Below are 19,554 nucleotides of genomic sequence, written 5' to 3'. Positions count from 1 at the left end.
GTCAGGGACTGGTGCACTCTACATCTATGACCTAGGGGTGTTACGGGTGGGGTGCGGGGATACGTGTGGGGCCATAGAGGTTCGACGGGTACGGGAGGTCTGTCGGTAATGCGACAGCAAAGGGCAGGTAAGGGTGGGGTGTTGTGGCCGGTGGCCTCGCCGCACGGACCGGCTCCGGCTCCGGCGCCGCAGGGTGCGGCCGTGGCGCTACCGGCCCGGCGGGGCGAGACCGGGGTGGCGCAGCGCGAGCCCGTCGACCAGCGCGAGCAGCCCGGCGTCGAACGCCCCCTCGTCGACCTGGCGTTGATGGTCGGGGAGGAGGTGGGCCTGGCCGAGATGGGGGTAGTCCGCGGGGTCGTAGGCGCCCGGGTCGTCGACGAAGCCGCGGGCGAACGAGCCGAGGGCGGAGCCGGCCACGAAGTAGCGGACCATCGCGCAGATCCGGGTCGCCGCCCCCGGGGGCCAGCCCGCGTCGACCATGCCGCCGAAGGCCGCGTCGGCCATCTTCAGCCCGGCGGGGCGGCGGCCGGGGCCCTGTGCAAGGAACGGCACGACGTGCGGGTGGGCGGCGAGCGCCGCACGGTAGGAGCGGGCCCAGCCGAGCAGCCCGGCCCGCCAGTCGCCGGTCGCGAACGCCGAGACGTCGACCTGCGCGATGACCGTGTCGGCGACCGCGTCGAGGATCTCGTCCTTGGTGGTGAAGTGGTTGTAGAGCGAGGGCCCGCTCACCCCGAGTTCCGCGGCCAGCCGCCGGGTGGAGAGCGCCGGGAGCCCTTCCGCGTCGATGAGGGCCAGCGCGGTGGTGACGATGCGCTCGCGGCTCAGCAGGGGCTTGCGGGGTCGGGCCATGCCGCACATGGTAAGGGCCGCCGACGGAAAACTAGCAGCGCTAATCACGGCCGGGCCGCCGTCCGCGCTTCCTAAGCGTGCGCTCAGTGGCGCGGTATCGTGTGCGATCCGTCGGCGGAAGGCCCGCGGCGGGTCGAGAAGCGGGGTGCGCGATGGACACGGAGGCGCAGGAGGCGGCACAGACCGGCGAGGAGTGGGCCGATGTGACGCCGGATGCCGCGCGGCGGCTGGTCGGCGCCGCCGTCGAGGCGTTCGCCGAGCGCGGCTATCACGCCACCACCACACGCGACATCGCAGGACGGGCCGGGATGAGCCCCGCCGCGCTCTACATCCACTACAAGACGAAGGAAGAGCTGCTCTACCGCATCAGCGGCATCGGCCACGAGAAGGCGCTGCGCATCATGGACGCGGCGGCCGGTGCGGGCGGCAGCGCCACCGAGCGGCTGACCGGCGCGGTGCGGACCTTCGCCCGCTGGCACGCCGAACACCACACCACCGCCCGGGTCATCCAGTACGAACTCCAGGCGCTGAGCCCCGAGCACTACGCCGAGATCACCGGCCTGCGCCGCAGCACCGACCGGCTGCTGCGCCAGATCATCCAGGACGGCGCGGACAGCGGGGAGTTCAAGGCCGACGACGTGCCGGGCACCACGCTCGCCGTGCTGTCGCTGTGCGTGGACGTCGCCCGGTGGTTCGCCGCCGACGGGCCGCGCACCCCCGACGAGGTCGGCGCGCTCTACGCGGACCTGGTGCTGCGGATGGTGGGCGCCGACGCGGTGTGAGCGCGGCCGTGCGGACGCGGTCACCGGAGGTGCGCGCACGACCGTGCGGCACGCCCGTCCGACGTGCCGCACGGTGCGGCTCAGAGATATCAGAGGTAGAAGCGGCTGACCGCCTCGGCGACACAGACCGGCTTGTCGCCGCCCTCGCGCTCGATCGTCACCGTCGTCGTGAGCTGCACGCCCCCGGGCACCTCGGTGACCTCGGCGATCCTGGCGGTGGCGCGCAGCCGGGAGCCGACCGGGACGGTGGCGGGGAAACGCACCTTGTTCGTGCCGTAGTTGATCCCCATCTTGACGTTGTCGACGCGCATCAGCTGCGGGACGAGCGCGGGCAGCAGCGACAGTGTCAGGTAGCCGTGCGCGATGGTGGTGCCGAACGGTCCGGCCGCGGCCTTCTCCTCGTCGACGTGGATCCACTGGTGATCGCCGGTGGCCTCCGCGAACAGATCGATCCGCTTCTGGTCGATCTCCAGCCAGTCGCTGGTGCCCAGGTCCTCGCCGACCGCGGCCCGCAGCTCGTCGAGCGATCCAAACACTCGGGGCTCTGCCATCTCCGTCTGCCTCCTGAAGGATCCGTGCGCCGGACACCCGCTCCGCCGCGTCCGTACGCTTACTAAGCGCTTGCTCAGCATGCTGAGTGCGGGCGCCCGCTGTCAACGGATGCGGGGCATCCGGGCGGACGGCGGGGTCTCGACGACAGGACCTAGGGTTGGGACCGTGCCCCAGCTTCCGTTCAAGGTTCATGAACTCACCGTCGGCCAGCTCTCCGCACGCAGCGGGGCCGCGGTGTCCGCGCTGCATTTCTACGAGTCCAAGGGGCTGATCAGCAGCACCCGCACCTCGGGCAACCAGCGCCGCTACACCCGTGACGCGCTGCGCAGGGTCGCTTTCGTGCGGGCCGCGCAGCGGGTCGGGATCCCGCTCGCGGTGATCAGGGACGCGCTCGCCGAACTGCCCGACGAGCGCACACCCAACCACGAGGACTGGGCCAGGCTCTCCGAGGTGTGGCGCTCCGAACTCGACGAGCGGATCAGCCAACTCGTCGAACTGCGGGACCGGTTGACCGACTGCATCGGCTGCGGCTGCCTCTCGCTGGAGCGCTGCGCGCTGTCCAACCCCTACGACAACCTCGGCATACAGGGGCCCGGCGCGCAGCGGCTGCGCGTCGACCGGACCGCCACGGACCCCGTGACCGCGGGCAAGGGGGCACGGGACGGACGGCGGGCCGCGGGCGGCGAGGGTCCGGCGGACGGCTCCGCCGGACCGTCGACCGCAGGGCCGTGCGCCGCACCCGGGGACGCGGCTCAGCCGTGCGAGCCCTGAGCGGCGGCGGCCGGGACCGCCGCCGTCGAGCGGCAGGGCCGCGGGCCGGTCACCACAGTGCCGGCTTGCGCGCCGCCCAGGGCCTGGCCTGCTCCAGTTGCGCCGCCAGGGCGATCAGCCCGGCCTCGTCGCCGTACCGGCCCCCGAACATCACGCCGATCGGCAGGCCGCTGTCGGTCCAGTGCAGCGGCACGCTGATCGCGGGCTGACCGGTGGCGTTGTAGAGCGCCGCGAACGGGGTGAACGCGCCTATGGCGGCGAACTCGGCGCGGGGATCGGCGTCGTTGCGCAGCGCGCCGATCTTCGGGGCCGGTGCGGCGACCGTCGGCGAGAGGATCATGTCGTATCCGCCGCCGGGCGGCATCAGGCCGTCCGCGACGGTCTGGGCGAGCATCCGGAACGCGTGCAGCGCGCCCGCGAGGTCGGTCCCCTGCACCGTGCCGCCGCGCTCGCGCAGATGGCGGGTGAGCGGCAGCAGCAGCTCCTCGTGCTCCGGCGGCACCGGGCGCAGCGCCGCCATCACCGACCAGACGCGGGTGAAGGAGTGCAGCAGGCCGTCGTCGGCGGGCAGTGACAGCTCCTCGACCTGATGGCCGAGGTCCGAGAGCAGCGCGGCGGTCCCGGCGACGGCGGCCCGGCAGTCGTCGTGCACCTCGACGCCGGGGACGGGGGCGTCCGCGAGCACCGCGATGCGCAGCCGCCCGGGGTCGCGTCCCGCCTGCGCGGCGAAGGTCTCGCCGGGCGGCAGCGCGGGCGCGGTGTACGGGTCGCCCGGCATCGGGCCCGACAGGACGTCGAGCAGCGTCGCGGTGTCCGCGACCGTGCGGCCCAGGGGCCCCGACGTGCTCAGGCCGGTGATGTCGTGCAGCACAGGGCCCGAACTGACCCGGCCGCGGCTCGGCTTGATGCCGAACAGGCCGCAGGCCGCCGCCGGGATGCGGATCGAACCGCCGCCGTCGGACGCGTGCGCGAGCGGCGCCAGGCCACCGGCGACGGCGGCTGCCGCGCCACCGCTCGAACCGCCCGCCGACCGCTCCAGGTCCCAGGGGGTGCGGGCGGGCGGCGCCAGGGCGTTCTCGGTGTAGCAGGGGAGGCCGAATTCGGGGGTGTTGGTCTTGCCGAGCAGGATGGTGCCGGCCGCGCGGAGCTTGCCGACGACGTGGTCGTCCACCGGGGCGATGTGGTCGGCGAACGCGCGCGAGCCCATCGTGCAGCGCACGTCGGCGACCTGGGACAGGTCCTTCACCGGCACCGGAACGCCGTGCAGCGGCGGCAGCGCGCGGCCCTCCCTGCGGGCGGCGGTGGCCTCGTTCTCGGCCTCGGCCGCCTGCTTGCGGGCGATCTCCGGGGTGCGGGTGAGGAACGCCCCGAGTGTGTCGTCGAGCCGCTCGATCCGCGCGAGGTAGTGCTCGGTCAGTTCGACGGGGGAGAGCGCCCCCGATCTGATGTTCCCGGCCTGTTCCAGAGCGGTCAGATCGTGCAGTTCGGCCATGGACTCCACCCTCTCGCGCGTGCCCGTGCGGCCCTGCTGCCGCACCGGCGGTCGGGCCGCCGCCGGTGCGGGACGGCCCGTGAACAGTTGTTTCAGCTCCCGGCGGGTTCGTAAAGCCCCCGCCGGGGCGTGGGGGACCGGCGGCCGGGACCGTGCGTGGCGGACGCCGGGCGGTGCCCGACGGCACGCCGGGGCGTGGGCGTGGCACGATCCGGGGGCGGTCGCGCCGGCCTCATCCGCCGCCCTCCTCGCCGGCCGCGTCCGTCAACGACAGGGCGGCGGCGACCAGTTGGGCGTTGTCGGCCGCAGGGGAGCCGTCGGGCAGCAGCAGGGTGTCCTCGATGCCGACGCGGGTGGCCAGGCCGATGCGGGCGGCCAGCCGCACCACAGGCCAGGCACCGGCGTCCCAGCCGTGCAGCAGCACCGGGCGGCCGTGCGGTATCTCCGCCAGCGCCGCCAGCAGATCCCGCGCGGACCGGGCCGCCGACGCGGCATCCCGGTCGGTCACCTCGGCGAGCACCCGCAGGACCCGCGGCGCCAGCGGGGAGCGGGCGAAGCGCTCCGCTCCCGCCGTGCCGGACCACACACCGGCCTCGACGCCGACGCCGCGCGCCAGCAGCGCGGCGGCCACCTCGTCGGCGCCCGGCTCGTGCCAGTTCACCGAGGCGTGGTCGGGCAGCGCCGTCCAGGCCCGTATGCGCGCCACCCGGCGGGCGGGATCCGGCTCGGCCCACGCCCCCGTCGTCACCCCCACCGGTACGTCGACCGCCGCGCGTATCGCCTCCAGCACCGGAGCGAGGACGCGCGGCGAGAGGGAATCCGTGCCGCAGGGGGTCTTGGGGTGGACGTGGACGTCATCGGCGCCGGCCGCGACGGCGCGCCGCGCGGCCTCGGCGAGCGCGGCGGGCGACAGGGGCACCGCTCCGGAATCGGCCGCGGTCCGGGGCCCGTTGAGACAGACTTGCACCATGCCTCGATAGTGCCGCACGGGTCTGACAACGGCGCCCGGCCGCCCGGCGGACCGGTCACCGCCGTGCGCCGCGCCGCCTGGCGCAGGGCGCGCCGTCGCCCTCGCCGGACGCCCCGGACGCGCTGCCCCTCAGGCCGCCGCGTACGCCGGGAGCCGTCCGGCCCCGGCCTCGTCGCCGCCGGGCCCGGCGGCGGTCAGTGCCTCGCGGGCGAGGACGGTGGCCGGGACCACCACCCCGCAGTCGCCGCACACGGGGCCGGCCGCCGGGCAACCGCCGGTGCCGGTGAGCCGGTTGAAGCGGTCGCCGCCGCACACCGGGCAGTCCCGCCGCGGCCTGCCGGACTCCATCGCCGTGATCATGCTGCGCAGGACGACGGCGAGCCGGGCGGCCGGGTGCAGGTGCGGCGCGGCGCAGGGCACGATGTCGCAGCCGCCCCAGGTGCGCCGGTGCCAGTCGTCGATCGCGCTGGGCTGCCGGATGCCGTCGTGCTTCTCCCGCCTGCGCCGGGCGGCGAACTCCGCCTCGTACGCCAGCCAGAGGGCGCGTGCCTCCTCCAGTTCGGCGAGCGCGGCCAGCAGCCGTTCCGGGTCGGGGTCGCGGTCCTGGGTGGCGATCCCGGACCGTGTGCACAGGTGGTGCCACGTCGCGCGGTGCCCGTAAGGGGCGAAGCGCTCCAGGCACTTGCGCAGGGCGGTGCGCCGCTGGGCCGCGACGAGTCGCGGATTGCGGACCTGTTCCGCGAGAGCTCTGAAACCGGCCAATTTCATCCCACCTCCGTGGGGAGGACCCGACTGGACAGGGAATGGACGTAGCGGACCGTCCGCCGGATCCATCGAATTTTCTTGCGGTTTCGGGAGGGCGGGAGCGGGGCAGCGGGTGTGCCCCTGTGGGGAATTGGAAAAGGTGACTGTTGTTCATCTTCCGGCGGCGAGTAACCGGCGGTAACGTCCGGCGCACCCTCCCCCGGGCTCCCGAAGAGCGGGGGGAATCCCGTTCGAGGAGCAGGAATGCGACGACGTACCGGAAGGCTCAGGACCGCCGCCGCGGCAGCCCTGTTCGCCTTGGGTGCCACGTTCTTGGCACCGCCGCCCACCGCTGCCGCGGCCGACGGACCGACCGGCACCACCGATTACTGCCAGGGCCAGTGCGCCGACATCCTGCCGCCCGGCGCCAACGGCAACGCGACCCTGGCCGAGATACTCGCCAGCAAGGTCTTCGGCACCCACCCCGGGCACTCCACCGACCAACTCGCCCCGTACGGCGCCCTGGCGAGCGGTTACCAGTCGCTCACCGACGACACCCTCACCGACTTCTTCAACGACGCCTCCTTCGGCGTCCCCAAGGACCAGGTGGCCAAGGTCACCGCGCCGCGCGACGACGTCACGATCACCCGGGACAAGAAGACCGGCGTCCCGCACATCAAGGGCACCACCCGCTACGGCACCGAGTACGGCGCGGGCTACGCCGCGGGCCAGGACCGGCTCTGGCTGATGGACCTCTTCCGCCACATCGGCCGCGGCGAACTCACCTCCTTCGCCGGTGGCGCCCTCGCCAACCAGGGCCTCGAGCAGCAGTTCTGGCCGCAGGCCCCGTACACCGAGGCCGACCTCCAGGCCCAGGTGGACCGGATCCGCGACACCAACGGGGCGCGCGGCAAGCAGGCCATGGAGGACGCCCAGGCGTACGTCGACGGCATCAACGCCTACCGGGAACAGTCCAAGAACGGCCGCTACTTCCCCGGTGAGTACGTCCTGACCGGACACGTCGACGCGATCACCAACGCCGGTGAGATCGCGCCGTTCAAGCTCACCGACCTGATCGCGCTGGCCTCCGTCGTCGGCGGCCTGTTCGGCAACGGCGGCGGCGGTGAGGTCCCGTCCGCCCTCGCGCTGCTCTCCGCCCAGCAGAAGTACGGCGTCACGAAGGGCACCGAGGTCTGGGAGTCCTTCCGGGAGCGCAACGACCCCGAGGCCGCCAAGACCCTGCACGACGGCCAGAGTTTCCCGTACGCGGTCAAGCCGGCCAAGGCCAAGGGCACCGCGCTGCCCGACGCGGGCTCGGTCACCCCCGAGCCGCTGGTCTTCGACCGCACCGGAGCGGCCGGCGACAAGAAGCCCGCACAGCACCCGGTCAAGGCGCCGGAGAAGTACCGCAAGCTGGAAGGGATGTTCAAGGACGGGGTGCTGCCCAAGGGCAGCTTCGACCCGACCCAGCACCGCGGCATGTCCAACGCCCTCCTGGTGTCGGGCAAGCACACCGCGAGCGGCCACCCGGTCGCCGTCTTCGGCCCGCAGACCGGCTACTTCGCGCCGCAGCTGCTGATGCTCCAGGAGATCCAGGGCCCCGGCATCAGCGCCCGGGGCGCCTCCTTCGCGGGGGTCGGCATGTACGTCCAGCTCGGCCGCGGCCAGGACTACGCCTGGAGCGCCACGTCGGCCGGCCAGGACATCACCGACACCTACGCCGTCGACCTGTGCAACAAGGACGGCTCACCGGCCACCAAGGAGTCCACCTCCTACCGCTACCACGGCGCGTGCGTCCCGATGGAGAAGCTGGAGCGCACCAACTCCTGGAAGCCGACCATCGCCGACCCGACCGCGGCAGGCTCGTACCGGATGCAGGTCTTCCGCACCAAGTACGGCACCGTCACCCACCGCGCCACCGTCGGCGGCAAGCCCGTCGCCTACACGGCGCTGCGCAGCACCTACCGCCACGAGGCCGACTCCATCATCGGCTTCCAGATGCTCAACGACCCCTCGTACGTCCGTGACGCGGCGACCTTCCAGAAGGCGGCCCAGCACATCGGCTACGCCTTCAACTGGTTCTACGCCGACTCCCGCGACATCGCCTACTACAACAGCGGCCTCAACCCGGTCCGCAACCCGGACGTCGACCCGGCGCTGCCCATCAAGGCGGACCCGGAGTACGAGTGGCGGGGCTACGACCCCAAGGCCAACACCACCGACTACACACCGCCCGACCAGCACCCGCAGTCGGTCGACCAGGACTACTACATCTCCTGGAACAACAAGCAGGCCAAGGACTACGACTCGGCGGGCTTCGGCAACGGCTCGGTGCACCGCGCCGACCTGCTCGACGACCGGGTCGCGGCGCTCACCAAGGAGGGCGGCGTCACCCGCGCCGCGCTGACCCGGGCGATGTCCGAGGCCGCCGTCACCGACCTGCGCGGCGAGGACGTACTGCCCCGGCTCCTGCGGGTGCTCAACAGCAAGCCGGTCACCGACCCGAAGCTCAGGACGGCGGTGCAGCAGCTGGATTCCTGGCGCAAGGACGGCGCCCAGCGCCGCGAGACGAGCGCCGGCTCGCACACCTACACGCACCCCGACGCCGTACGCCTGATGGACGCCTGGTGGCCGCTGATGATCGAAGGCGCCTTCAAACCGGGCCTGGGCGGCGACCTCTACGACGCGCTGGGCGCCAACCTCGCCGTCGACGAGTCGCCTTCGGCGGGCCACGGTCCGACCGGCGCACACGCCGGATCGGCGTTCCAGTACGGCTGGTGGAGCTACGCGGACAAGGATCTGCGCGCGGTGCTCGGCGACCGGGTCCAGGGCCCGCTCGCCGTGCCGTACTGCGGCAACGGCGACCTCGCCGCCTGCCGCGACACCCTGCTGGACACGCTCAGGCAGGCGAGCGGCAAGACCGCCGAGCAGGTCTACCCGGGCGACGACAGCTGCAAGGCGGGCGACCAGTGGTGCGCGGACTCCATCGTGCAGCGCGCGGTGGGCGGTCTGACCCACGACGCCATCAGCTGGCAGAACCGGCCGACCTACCAGCAGGTCGTGGAATTCCCCTCGCACCGGTAGGCCCTCTCGGCCCGGGAACAGGACGGCTCCCCGTACGGCACGTCCGTACGGGGAGCCTCGCGGTTCAGGCCAGTTCGCGTTCCCTGGTCTCGGGCAGGGCCAGCACGCACAGCAGCGAGACCACGGCCATCGCGCTGACGTACCAGCCCACCGACGCGGAGCCGAACGCCGACTGGAGCCGGGTGGCGAACAGCGGGGCGACCGCGCCGCCCAGCACGCCGCCCAGGTTGTAGGCGAGCGAGGCGCCCGAGTACCGCACGGTCGGGCCGAACAGCTCCGGCAGGTAGGCGCCCATCGGCCCGTACACGACACCCATGCAGAACAGCGCGCCGCCGATGCCGAGCGCGATCAGCACCGGCTGCCCGGTGTCGAGCAGCGGGAAGAGGACCAGACCCCACACCACGGCCAGGCCGGTGCCCGCGAGGATCAGCTTGCGGCGCCCCGCGGCGTCCGAGCGGGTCGCGGCGAGCCAGGTGCCGGCCGCCAGGAAGAGGCAGGCGACCAGGGAGAGGCCGAGCATGGTGTTGCGGGAGACGCCGAGGGAGCCGGTGGCGTAGGAGAGGCAGTAGGTGGTCGCGGTGTAGAAGAGGCCGTACGCGATGATCATGCCGCCGGTGCCCAGGAGGAGTTCGCGCGGATGCCGCCGGAACACATCGAGGGCGGGCGCCCGGCTCGCCTCCTGCGCGTCCAGCACCTTCGTGAAGACCGGCGTCTCGCTGATCTTCAGCCGGACGAACAGGCCGACGCCGACCAGCAGGAACGACAGCAGGAACGGCACCCGCCAGCCCCACGAGCGGAACGCCGCGTCGTCGAGCCCGGCGGACAGCGCCCAGAACACCCCGGTCGCCGCGAAGAACCCGACGGACGGGCCGAGTTGCGGGAAGGCCGCGTACAGTCCGCGGCGTGCGCGCGGCGCGTGCTCGACCGCCAGCAGTGCCGCGCCGCCCCACTCGCCGCCGAGCCCGATGCCCTGCACGAAACGCAGCAGGATCAGCAGCAGCGGGGCCCAGATGCCCAGCGTGCCGTAGCCGGGGAGCAGGCCGACGAACGCGGTGGAAAGGCCCATCATCAGCAGCGAGACGACCAGCACCGACTTGCGGCCGATCCGGTCGCCGAAGTGGCCGAAGACCAGCGAGCCGAGCGGCCGGGCGGCGAACGCCACCGCGTAGGTGGAGAACGACGCGAGGGTGGCGTTCACCGGGTCGAGGGTGGGGAAGAACGCCTGGTTCAGGACCAGCGCGGCGGCGGTGCCGTAGATGTAGAAGTCGTAGAACTCGATGGCCGTCCCGATGAAGGAGGCCACCGCCACCCGGCGCAGGCTCTCGCCGCCGCCGGACTCCGCACCGTCCGCCGTATCCGCCGCTCCCGGCGCTTTCTTCGCTGGTGTCGCATCAGTTCGCACGAGCGGCATGCTCACGTCCTGTGGACGGGGCAGTCAATAGGTGGAATGTTTCGTCCTGGTATGTGAGACGAAGGCGGGCCGTGTGCGCTCAGTGTCCGGCGTCCTCCATGAGGTGGGCCGCCAGCTCCAGGAACGCCTCCGCGGTACGCGACTTGAGGCGTGGGAGCGACACCTCGCGCAGCCCGGCGAGGTGGGTGTCGAACGGGACGAAGACCAGCGGCAGCGGAGGGAGGGCCGCCCTGACCGTGTCGTCAGGAAGCGGGTCGGGGACGCCGACCTGGGACACGACGACCACGGCGTGCTCGGCGAGACGGCGCCTGGCCGCGTCGGCGCGCCAGCTCTTCAGGAGGGCCGCAGCGGTCTCCACCGAAGCCCTGGCCGGTGAGACGCACAGCACCAGACGGTCCGTCAGGCCGAGTACCGGGCCGATGGCGGGGCCGGTGGCGGGCGCCGCCCAGTCGGTGAGCACCAGCGGATAGTGGTGCGCGCTGAGCGCCAGCAGCCTGCCGTACTCGTCGGCGTGCTGACTGCGCCCGGCGGCGGCACGCGCGGTGAAGGGGAGCACCTCCAGGCCGCAGGCGGTGGACGTGACGAAGGGCAGCAGACGCTCGTAGGGCGCGTCGGTGGGCAGCTCGCTCACCTGGCGCAGCGTGGTGGGCACGGGCCGCGGGAAGCGGTCGCGCAGATCGCCGTGGCCGGGGGCGCCGTCCAGGGCGAGCACCGGCTCGGCGCGCACGGCGGCGTACACGGAGCCGAGCGCCACGGTGGTGGTCAGCCGGCCCGACCCCGGGGCGGTGCCGACCAGCGTGATGCGGTGGCTGTGCGACAGCGGCCTGCGGGCCGCCGCCACCCGCCTCTCGTGCGCCGCCCGGCGCCCGCCGAGCCCGGCGCGCGGCGACCGCCGGCCGATCCTGCTGACCGGTTCCGGCGCCCCGGCGGCGCGCGGCGTGAGCGGGGGCCGGGCGGCGGGTGACGCGTCCGGAGCCGCAACGCCCGCTGCCGCGCCGCCGGTTGCTCCGCTGCCGGTCCGCGGTCCTGCCGCACCCGTCCGCGGCGCCTCGGTGCCCTGCATGGCCTGGGCGAGTGCGACGTACCGTGCGAGGGTCTCCGCCGCCTCCGCCGCGGTGGGCCGTTCCGCCTCATCCGTCGCGGAGCAGCGGGCGACCAGCTCGCGCAGCGGCAGCCAGATGTCGCCCTGCCACAGGTGCATGCCCTCGGCCACCCAGGTCTGCACACCGGGCGGCTTGCTGGCCGTGGCGCGCAGCACCTCGCCCAGCGCGCTGATGTTGCCCGCCTCGGTCGGCGCGGGGCCGGGCCCCGACCACGCGCCGTCCACCGCGCAGTCCGACAGACCGGCCAGCAGCACCGTGCGGTCGAGCACCATCACGTCGGCGGGTGTGAGATCGGCGAGCACCAGGCCGTTCAGATGGCAGAGCCGGACCGCGTCGGCGAGCTGCCAGGCGATGGTGAGGCTGCTGAGGATGTCCAGGACCCCCAGCTCACCGGGGAGCACGATCTCCAGCAACTCGTCCAGCCGCGCCGGCGCGTCGCCCTTGGCGCGGCCACCGGGCCTGCCGTGCGTCCGGTCGGCCCGGCGCACCTGCTGCATGGCGAGCCACGCGGGGCGGTCGTTCAGCCCGGTGGTCACCAGACGGGGCGCGTACCGGCCGTTCATCCGGCGCAACGCCTCCGCCTCGGTGGCCAGCAGCCGTTCCGTGGCGGTCGGCAGCCCCGGGCGCACCGCCCGCAGCGCCGCTTCCCTGCCGCCCGAGTCCCGGCCGTGGTAGACGACGGTGCGGGCGCCCAGGCGCCTGCCCAGCAGGGTGAAGTCGCCGAGCCGGCGCGGATCCTGGCCGGTGAGCGGACGCCACGAAGCGGGCGCTTCGGCGCCGGGCGCCGCTTCGGGGGCCAGGGGGGTACGGGAGCGCAGCGACTCCATGCTCTCCACGCTGACCCCGAACCGCTTCAGCAGCCGGCGTTCGACCGCGGTGAACGGGCGGAAGGCGTCCGGCAGCGCGTCATCGCCGTCCGGGTGGGCGAGCCAGGCGGGGAAGTCCGGTGAGCGGCCCGCCAGTTGCTCCAGGTGACGGCCGATCCGGCGGCTGGTGCGGATCAGTTCGGCGCTGGGCACGGCGTCCAGCAGCGCGCTCTTGGCGTCCTCGGTGAAGTCGAAGATCCGGTGCTTGACGGGCACCGGCTCCGGCACCGGCGCCGGCGCGGGGCCGACCAGACCGCCGAGGAACACCTCCGCCAGCTGCGCGGTGCGCGCCTGCCACGGCACCGCCGCCTGCACCAGCCGCATCACCGGCACCGACACCGGCGACACCGCCGCCAGATGCGCCGCGAGCCGGTACGCCTCCGGTGACGCGGCGTCCCGGAAGTGCTGCACCGTGCCGACCTCACGGGCGGCGGTGACCGCCGCGTGGTGCCGGGGCTCGGTCAGCAGCGGCAGTTCCGCCGTGGTGCCGGGCGAGGCGACCAGCCGCGCCCACTGGTGCAGCGCCACGGCCGACGGCTCCAGCAGCGGGACCGGCACACCGTGGAACGCGGCGAGTTCCACGGGGAGCACCGGATCGGCGACGTCCCAGGCGGTGTGCGGGCCGCCGGGCCGGTGGGTGGTGACCTGCCAGCGGTCGGCCTGGAGCCCCGAGCCGCGCCACAGCGACGGCGGCAGGGTGTGCAGCACGGCGGTGGGCCCGGCCGAGGCCCAGCGTTGCAGCACCTCGTGCATCCGGCCGGTGCGCCAGGCGGCCCCCATACCGTCGCTGATCACCAGGACCAGGGTCTGCCCCGAAGGGTCGGCGGCCGACGACGGCGCCAGCGTGGCCTCACCGGGGTCGAACGGGCGCCCGCGCAGGGCCACTTCGCCCGAGGTGCGGGTGTCCAGGCCGTGCACCTGGATCGAGCGGAAGGCGCCGAGCCGCTGGAGGGTGGTGCGCAACTCCACCGCGAGCTGATGCCACAGCAGCATCGACAGACCGTCGTCCACCACCAGCACCAGGCGCAGCCAGCGCTCCCTGGCCGGACGCGTCACCACGTCCGGCAGCCGGGTCTCGGCGAACGCCGCCGCGGTCGCCGACTCGTCCAGCTCCTGCCGCCACCGGCTGGGCCGCTGCTGTTTCAGCGGCCGAAGGGCCCGCCCGACCAGCAACTCCTGGGCGAGCGCCTTGACCTCGGGCACCCGCACCGGCAGCGCGGGCTGCGGCTCGTCGGGGTCCTGGGGTGCGACCGCGGGCGGTTCGGACGGGCGGGACCGCGGGGCGGCGTGCAGCTCGGGCACCGGAAGGTCGGGCAGCGGGTCGGTGCCGGGCTGCTCCGCCTGCGGCTCCGCGTCGTCCGCACCGGGTTCCGCCGGCACGTCGTCCGCCGCGTCCGGCACCGGGACCTCGGCGTCCTGCCGGGCGAGCGCCAGCGGCAGCCGCGCGCCCCGGCCGCCGTCCGGCAGCCGCCCGGCCAGCCAGAGCACGTCCAGGGCCTCCTGCGCGTCGAGGTCACAACCGGCCGTGCGCAGCACCCGCAGCACGGCGCCGAGACGCTCCTCGCGCGCCGCGTCCCGGTCCCGGTCCACCGCGGCGTCCCCCGGATGTGTCATGGCGCTCAGACGTTTCCGGTCAGCTGGTGCAGGACGGCGTCGAGCAGCCCCTTGCCGTCCAGGTCCACGCCGCCCGCCCGCAGGAACACCGCGTTCAGCAGCTGGTCGGTGGCCAGTTCGCCGGGCGCGCGGCGGCTCAGGAACTTCTGGAGCACCCCGTCGGCCTCCTGGAGCGCGTCCGGGCCCAGATGCGCCGTGACGATCTCCCGCAGCCGTTCCTCGCCAGGCACCGGCAGGTCGAGGCGTACGCAGCGGCGCAGGAAGGCCGGCGGGAAGTCGCGTTCGCCGTTGCTGGTGATGATGACGACCGGAAACTCGGTGCACTGCACCCGGCCCCTGCGGACGGTGACGGTCTCCTGGTGGTCGGCGGTGTGCACCTCGATCTCGGCCGACTCCTCGGGCAGCCGCACCAGTTCGGGGATCTCGAAGACGCCGTCCTCGAAGACGGTCAGCAGGTCGTTGGGCAGATCCACATCGCCCTTGTCCATCTCGTCGACCAGCAGCACCCGCGGCGCCGCACGCGGCACCAGCGCCGTGCCCAGCGGCCCGAGCCGGATGAAACTGCCGATGGACGGCTCCGCCTCGCCGCGGTCCCGGCTGAGCGTCGTCTCGCGCAGCCGGCCGATGGCGTCGTAGCCGTAGAGCGCGTCCTGCACGCTGGAGCGGCTGTTGACCGGCCAGCGCAGCAGTTCGCCGAGGCCGAGTTCATGGGTGACGGCGCGGGCCAGCGAGGACTTTCCGGTGCCCGCCGGTCCGGTCACCAGCAGCGGGCGGCGCAGTTGCAGCGCCGCGCTCACCACGTCCGCGTGCTCACGGGAGATCAGGTACGGCAGCGGGGCGACGGAGCGGTCGTCCGGTGAGAAGCGGCGCCAGGGCGGCGCGGGCGGCATGGTCACCCGGCGCGGCACCCCGTCGCCACGGAAGAGCCGCCAGTCGTCGTCCGACGGCGGCGATGCGGGTTGCGGTACGTCGTTCACGGGCCCTCCTGAGGCTCCGACAGATGCAGTTGCGGCACCGTACGGTCGGCGTCCGCCCAGGCCAGCACCGGACGCCCGGTGAACTCCTGCGGCCGGTGGACGGACTTGGCACGGTAGGTCCTGACCTCTTCGGGCAGTTTTCTGGTGGTCACCGCCGTCATCTCGCGCACGGCGTGCGAGCCGCCGTCGTCCGCCTGCCGGTCCCACACCACCACCGGCACCCCCACGGACAGACAGGTCTGCACGATCGCTTCCCGCAGCGCCTGCGGGACGTCCACCGCCACCCGCACGGTGTCCGTACGGTCCAGCAGCATGGCGTACACCTCACGCACGCCCACCGCCGCGTCGTCCAGCCGCAGCGTGTGGCCGGTGTCCAGCTTCCGCCAGCGGTCCCGCCAGTCGTGCAGGAAGCGCTCCTTGCGGCGCAGGTCGGGGCAGTTGACGACGAGCGGGTACCCCACGCCGAGCACTTCGGGCACCACGTCGTCGGGCCCCACGCTCTCCCATTCGTCGATGGGCAGATTCAGCGCGCCCCGGTCCACCAGCGCCTCCACCACCGGCCTGCTCTCCACCGGCGCGGTCCGGTACAGGGATTCCACCGCCCGCAGCAGCACCCGGGCGGCCTCGGTGGCGCTGTAGGTGACGTCGCCCTCGGTCGACACCTGCCGGAGCCCCGAACCCTCGTCGCACCACACCCGCAGCCGGTAGCGGTCCCCGGCCTCCAGGCCGATCTGGGCCAGCACCCGGGGGACGGCGCCCTGGGCCCGTGCCCGGTCCTGCGTCTGGTGCCAGCCGGCGGCCACCGACCGGCGTTCGGTCATCGCCTGGCGGGGGACGGCGAGCCGCTCGGCGACCCCGTCGGACCACAGGCGCAGATGGGCCCGCTGGGCGGGCGGGCAGAGCGCGGAGAAGTACTCGACGGCCGTCAGGAGGGCGGGCACGCGGGGGCCGCCCCGCTCGCTGCGGCTGTCGCCCGGCAGGTATTCCAGGTGGTCGAGGAGCGCGTCGAGTGCCTGGGCCGTGCCGGTTCCCGACGTCTCGGACGTGTCCCGCCCGAGGTGCCCGGCCACTTCCTCCACCGGGAAGGAGGCGGTGCGGGGCAGCGCGGCCCGCACCGCCTCCGGCAGCCTGGCCAGGGCCCCGGCGGGCACCGTCGCCAGTACGTCGTGCAGCCTGCGGTACTCGCGCGGGGCCAGCAGCCGCGGCACCCGGGAGAGCCAGCCGACCGCGAGCAACTGCGCGGCGGCGTGCGGTTCGTTGCGCCGCAGCACCTCCGACAGCGCCGCCAGCGCCCGGGGTTCGGTGACCAGGAACGCGGCGAACTCCTCCGGGGAGGGCGAGGACGCGCCCTCGGGGTAGCCGTAGCCGCAGCGGCCGGCGACGGCCCGCGCGTAGTCGGCGCGCCTGACCCCCGACGGCAGCAGGCTCTTCAGCAGGCTGCACAGCAGCCCCGCCGCCGGATCGTCCGCGTCCGCCTCGGGCGGGTCGAAGAGGTGCCCGGCGCCCGCCGCCCGGAGTTCTTCGGTGATCCGCTGCCAGGGCATGCCCCAGCTGCGCCGGGCGATGTGCTGCGGGGTGTAAGGCAGCGGCCGGCCGGCGGCGTCGGTGGGCGGCCCGACGTGCGCGCAGACGAGACCGACCACGGCGTTGTGCATCGTGGACCACAGCGGGCCGCCGCTGTAGGCGGGCCCGATGGCCATGCCGGTGGGCCAGCCGTCCATGTAGCCGATCTCCCCGTCACAGGGCCCGACCCGGACGTCGGCGTAGGTGCTGCTGCGCGCCGAGCCGTGCCAGGCGCGCAGCATCTGCCCCTCGGCCATCGGCGCCCACTGGGGCACGTGCACCTCGCCGTCCGCCGCCTCGATCTCCAGCACCGCCAGGTCGCCCAGCCACTCGGCGTCCTGGAGCGGCCGTACCGGCAGCCGGCCCGCCGCACCGGGCCCGCCCGGCACCCGGCGCCTCGGCGGCAGCCAGTGGGTGACCGCCGCCCAGGTCCTGGTGACCTCGTGGGGCCGGTGGAGCGTCACCTTGACGCGTTCCCCGGACGGTTCCCGGTCGTCGAACATCGGGCGTTGCAGGGCGTCGTTGACGACATGGGCGCAGGTCAGCAGGGTGGTCGGGGCGAGCAGGACACCGGCGCCCGCGCTCTTGCCGTCCTTGGCCCGCAGCACCGAGACCACGGAGTACAGCGGCTGCGCCGACGGCGACCTGACCGAGGAGTGGAACCAGCCCACGCTCAGTCCCCGCTGCTGCCGGGCCGCCAGGACGCCGCGATCGTCAGATGGGCCTGGCCGGTGCCGCCCACGACGCCCAGTTTCAGGTCCTGGCCGATCTGGACGCCGAAGGTCACCGTGACCTCTTCCGGCGGCTGCGGCGCCGACAGCACCGCGTCGTGCACCTCCTGGAGCAGCGAGCCGACGGGCGCGAGCGCCGCCCGTACCGTGCGCACCGCCATCCGGGACACCCGGCTGTCCCCGTCGCCCCGGGCGACCGGCACGCTGGGGCCCATGCCGTCGGGCAGTTCGGCCATCGCCTCCTCGTCCGGCGCGCCGGGGCCCTCCGGGTGCCGGGACTCCCCGGCGTCATCGGGGAGTTGGCCGGCCCCGGGGGCGCCGTCCGGCCAGGGTGTGCCGTCGCCCGCCGTCACGTCGAACCGGATGGCGGTTCCGTCGGCGAGCTGGAGTTCGTTGAAATTTCCCACCCCTGCATTGTGCCGATCATCGCCGTCCGGGGCACGGTTGTTCCCAAACCGGTGCGGACATCCGGAGGTTGGCGCGGTCGCCGCGGCGGTGTCAGCGGTAGCGCAGGTGGCGGGCCCGTTCGGTACGGAAGCGGGCCAGGTCCGGCTGCCAGGCCGCGACCACCTCGTCGGTACCGGCGCCCGCGTCGATCATCGTGCGGACCCGCGCCGAGCCGGTCAGCCGGTCGATGCCGTGGTCGGGACGCCAGGCGAAGCCGCTCCACACCCGCTTCGCGGTGACCAGCAGCGCGATGCCGGTGCGGACCGGGTCGAACAACTCCCGGTCGTGGACGTGCAGTTGGACGCCGCCGATCGTCTTGCCCGCGAACTTCGAGAACGTCGGCGCGAAGTACGCCTCCCGGAAGCGGACCCCGGGCAGCCCGAGCGCGTTCACCGCCGCCGCCCACCGGCGGTCGATGCCGTCCGCGCCCAGGAGTTCGAACGGCCGGGTGGTGCCGCGCCCTTCGGAGAGGTTGGTGCCCTCGAAGAGGCAGGTGCCCGCGTAGACCAGCGCGGTGTCGGCGGTGGGCATGTTGGGGCTCGGCGGCACCCACGGCAGCCCCGTCGCGTCGAAGAAGTCACCGCGCCGCCAGCCGCCCATCGGGACGGTTTCCAGCCGCACCGGGCGCCCGGCGGCCCTCGGCACGAACAGGTCGTTGAAGAGCAGGGCCAACTCCAGCGCCGTCATCCCGTGCGCCTGCGCGATCGGCTCGCGGCCGACGAACGAGGCGTAGGCCGGGTCGAGCACCGGTCCGGTGGCCGCGCGTCCGGTGACCGGATTGGGCCGGTCGAGCACCACGAACCGCTTGCCCGCCAGGGCGGCGGCCACCATGCAGTCGTACAGCGTCCAGATGTAGGTGTAGAAGCGCGCGCCGACGTCCTGGATGTCGAACACCACGGTGTCCACGCCGGATTCGGTGAAGATCGCGGCGAGTTCCCTGCCGCTCCTGTCGTACGTGTCGTACACCGGGAGGCCGGTCGCCGGGTCGTCGTGGCGGCCCTCCGAGCCGCCCGCCTGCGCCGTGCCGCGGAAGCCGTGCTCCGGGCCGAAGACGGCGGTCAGCCGTACCCGGTCGTCGGCGTGCATGACGTCCACGATGTGCCGCAGGTCCCGGGTGACCCCCGTGGGGTTGGTGACGATGCCGGTCCGGTGTCCGTCCAGGAGCCGGTAGCCGTCGGCGGCCAGCCGGTCGAAGCCGGTGTGCACCGTCCCGCCGCCGTGGGCGGGGTGCGCGGCGCGGGCCGGGCCGGCGTCCGTGCCGACCGTGGCCGCCGCGGCTCCGGTCGCCGCCAGGCGTCCGAGCAGAACGCGTCTCGACAGGGCCATGTGCGCACCTCCGTGAGCGGTGGGAACGACGTGCCCCGCGCACGCTAACGCTCCGTGGCCCGCCAGGGAACGATCCCGGCCGCCTGGGCTCCGGCCTCTTCCGCTGGGACATACCGACTGGTTAGTCTGCTGGGGCCTGTCGTCGAACTCCCGTCGTCCGCCCGGAGGGCGGGCCCTGCGGCGTCTGGTGCGTGCGCTCGCAAGGCGGAGGGTCTTCCCGGTACTGGGCGTACCGGGGAGATCCCGACAACGCGGCGAGCGTGCGTGCCAGG

The 19,554-nt window shown here is 73.9% G+C and carries 14 protein-coding genes; 3 read left to right on the top strand and 11 right to left on the bottom strand.

Annotated features, from left to right (window positions below; translation table 11 throughout):
* Positions 1-207: 207 nt before the first annotated feature.
* Entirely contained in the window at positions 208-849 is a 642-nt protein-coding gene (locus ACIBK8_RS27495) for a TetR/AcrR family transcriptional regulator (protein WP_399044544.1), read from the bottom strand.
* Between the two features lie 152 nt (positions 850-1,001).
* Between ACIBK8_RS27495 and ACIBK8_RS27490 the strand changes: the two genes are divergently transcribed.
* Positions 1,002-1,631, top strand: a complete 630-nt coding sequence (locus ACIBK8_RS27490; protein WP_399044543.1) for a TetR/AcrR family transcriptional regulator — start codon at positions 1,002-1,004, stop codon at positions 1,629-1,631.
* Positions 1,632-1,720: 89 nt separating this feature from the next.
* Here the strand turns inward: ACIBK8_RS27490 and ACIBK8_RS27485 are convergent, their stop codons facing one another.
* The gene (locus ACIBK8_RS27485; RefSeq protein ID WP_399044542.1) at positions 1,721-2,182 is read right to left on the bottom strand and encodes a MaoC family dehydratase; all 462 of its coding nucleotides are present in this window, start codon (positions 2,180-2,182) and stop codon (positions 1,721-1,723) included.
* 166 nt (positions 2,183-2,348) lie between these two features.
* On the opposite strand from ACIBK8_RS27485, the gene soxR reads away from it, so the two are divergent.
* The gene (gene soxR, locus ACIBK8_RS27480; protein ID WP_399044541.1) at positions 2,349-2,954 is read left to right on the top strand and encodes a redox-sensitive transcriptional activator SoxR; all 606 of its coding nucleotides are present in this window, start codon (positions 2,349-2,351) and stop codon (positions 2,952-2,954) included.
* A gap of 49 nt (positions 2,955-3,003) precedes the next feature.
* Here the strand turns inward: soxR and ACIBK8_RS27475 are convergent, their stop codons facing one another.
* The 3 genes from ACIBK8_RS27475 to ACIBK8_RS27465 all read right to left on the bottom strand — a co-directional run bounded on the left by ACIBK8_RS27475 (position 3,004) and on the right by ACIBK8_RS27465 (position 6,178).
* Positions 3,004-4,446 (bottom strand): amidase, encoded by a 1,443-nt coding sequence (locus tag ACIBK8_RS27475; RefSeq protein WP_399044540.1) that lies wholly within the window; start codon positions 4,444-4,446, stop codon positions 3,004-3,006.
* Between the two features lie 232 nt (positions 4,447-4,678).
* The gene (locus tag ACIBK8_RS27470; RefSeq protein ID WP_399044539.1) at positions 4,679-5,416 is read right to left on the bottom strand and encodes a 3-keto-5-aminohexanoate cleavage protein; all 738 of its coding nucleotides are present in this window, start codon (positions 5,414-5,416) and stop codon (positions 4,679-4,681) included.
* A 129-nt stretch (positions 5,417-5,545) separates the two neighbouring features.
* Complete coding sequence (locus ACIBK8_RS27465) at positions 5,546-6,178, bottom strand: hypothetical protein (RefSeq protein ID WP_399044538.1); 633 nt, start codon at positions 6,176-6,178, stop codon at positions 5,546-5,548.
* Positions 6,179-6,424: 246 nt separating this feature from the next.
* Between ACIBK8_RS27465 and ACIBK8_RS27460 the strand changes: the two genes are divergently transcribed.
* Positions 6,425-9,244, top strand: a complete 2,820-nt coding sequence (locus tag ACIBK8_RS27460) for a penicillin acylase family protein (RefSeq protein ID WP_399044537.1) — start codon at positions 6,425-6,427, stop codon at positions 9,242-9,244.
* 64 nt (positions 9,245-9,308) lie between these two features.
* Here the strand turns inward: ACIBK8_RS27460 and ACIBK8_RS27455 are convergent, their stop codons facing one another.
* The 6 genes from ACIBK8_RS27455 to ACIBK8_RS27430 all read right to left on the bottom strand — a co-directional run bounded on the left by ACIBK8_RS27455 (position 9,309) and on the right by ACIBK8_RS27430 (position 19,282).
* A complete protein-coding gene (locus ACIBK8_RS27455; RefSeq protein WP_399044536.1) occupies positions 9,309-10,655 on the bottom strand; it encodes an MFS transporter in 1,347 nt (448 codons plus the stop codon).
* Positions 10,656-10,734: 79 nt separating this feature from the next.
* Positions 10,735-14,238: an SAV_2336 N-terminal domain-related protein gene (locus ACIBK8_RS27450; protein ID WP_399044535.1), complete on the bottom strand. Its 3,504-nt coding sequence runs from the start codon at positions 14,236-14,238 to the stop codon at positions 10,735-10,737.
* Between the two features lie 5 nt (positions 14,239-14,243).
* Positions 14,244-15,128, bottom strand: coding sequence for an AAA family ATPase (locus tag ACIBK8_RS27445; RefSeq protein WP_393686489.1), 885 nt, complete (start codon positions 15,126-15,128; stop codon positions 14,244-14,246).
* Positions 15,129-15,211: 83 nt separating this feature from the next.
* Entirely contained in the window at positions 15,212-17,449 is a 2,238-nt protein-coding gene (locus ACIBK8_RS27440) for a trypsin-like peptidase domain-containing protein (RefSeq protein ID WP_399044534.1), read from the bottom strand.
* Positions 17,450-17,451: 2 nt separating this feature from the next.
* Positions 17,452-17,916 carry a CU044_2847 family protein gene (locus tag ACIBK8_RS27435; RefSeq protein ID WP_399044533.1) on the bottom strand — a complete coding sequence of 155 codons (465 nt, stop codon included), beginning with the start codon at positions 17,914-17,916 and terminating at the stop codon, positions 17,452-17,454.
* Positions 17,917-18,007: 91 nt separating this feature from the next.
* Positions 18,008-19,282, bottom strand: a complete 1,275-nt coding sequence (locus ACIBK8_RS27430; RefSeq protein WP_399044532.1) for an exo-beta-N-acetylmuramidase NamZ domain-containing protein — start codon at positions 19,280-19,282, stop codon at positions 18,008-18,010.
* Between the last annotated feature and the right edge of the window lie 272 nt (positions 19,283-19,554).

It is taken from the genome of Streptomyces sp. NPDC050161 (genome assembly GCF_044460025.1).
Lineage (GTDB): Bacteria > Actinomycetota > Actinomycetes > Streptomycetales > Streptomycetaceae > Streptomyces.
Note: the sequence above shows the minus strand (reverse complement) of the source record. Positions and strands in the feature narration are given on the sequence as shown.

Coding starts and splice junctions, on each gene's coding strand:
- ACIBK8_RS27460 (WP_399044537.1), top strand. CDS start 6,425: ATGCGACGACGTACCGGAAGGCTCAGGACCGCCGCCGCGGCAGCCCTG.
- ACIBK8_RS27430 (WP_399044532.1), bottom strand. CDS start 19,282: ATGGCCCTGTCGAGACGCGTTCTGCTCGGACGCCTGGCGGCGACCGGA.
- ACIBK8_RS27470 (WP_399044539.1), bottom strand. CDS start 5,416: ATGGTGCAAGTCTGTCTCAACGGGCCCCGGACCGCGGCCGATTCCGGA.
- ACIBK8_RS27455 (WP_399044536.1), bottom strand. CDS start 10,655: ATGCCGCTCGTGCGAACTGATGCGACACCAGCGAAGAAAGCGCCGGGA.
- ACIBK8_RS27485 (WP_399044542.1), bottom strand. CDS start 2,182: ATGGCAGAGCCCCGAGTGTTTGGATCGCTCGACGAGCTGCGGGCCGCG.
- ACIBK8_RS27490 (WP_399044543.1), top strand. CDS start 1,002: ATGGACACGGAGGCGCAGGAGGCGGCACAGACCGGCGAGGAGTGGGCC.
- ACIBK8_RS27445 (WP_393686489.1), bottom strand. CDS start 15,128: ATGCCGCCCGCGCCGCCCTGGCGCCGCTTCTCACCGGACGACCGCTCC.
- ACIBK8_RS27475 (WP_399044540.1), bottom strand. CDS start 4,446: ATGGCCGAACTGCACGATCTGACCGCTCTGGAACAGGCCGGGAACATC.
- ACIBK8_RS27495 (WP_399044544.1), bottom strand. CDS start 849: ATGGCCCGACCCCGCAAGCCCCTGCTGAGCCGCGAGCGCATCGTCACC.
- ACIBK8_RS27450 (WP_399044535.1), bottom strand. CDS start 14,238: ATGACACATCCGGGGGACGCCGCGGTGGACCGGGACCGGGACGCGGCG.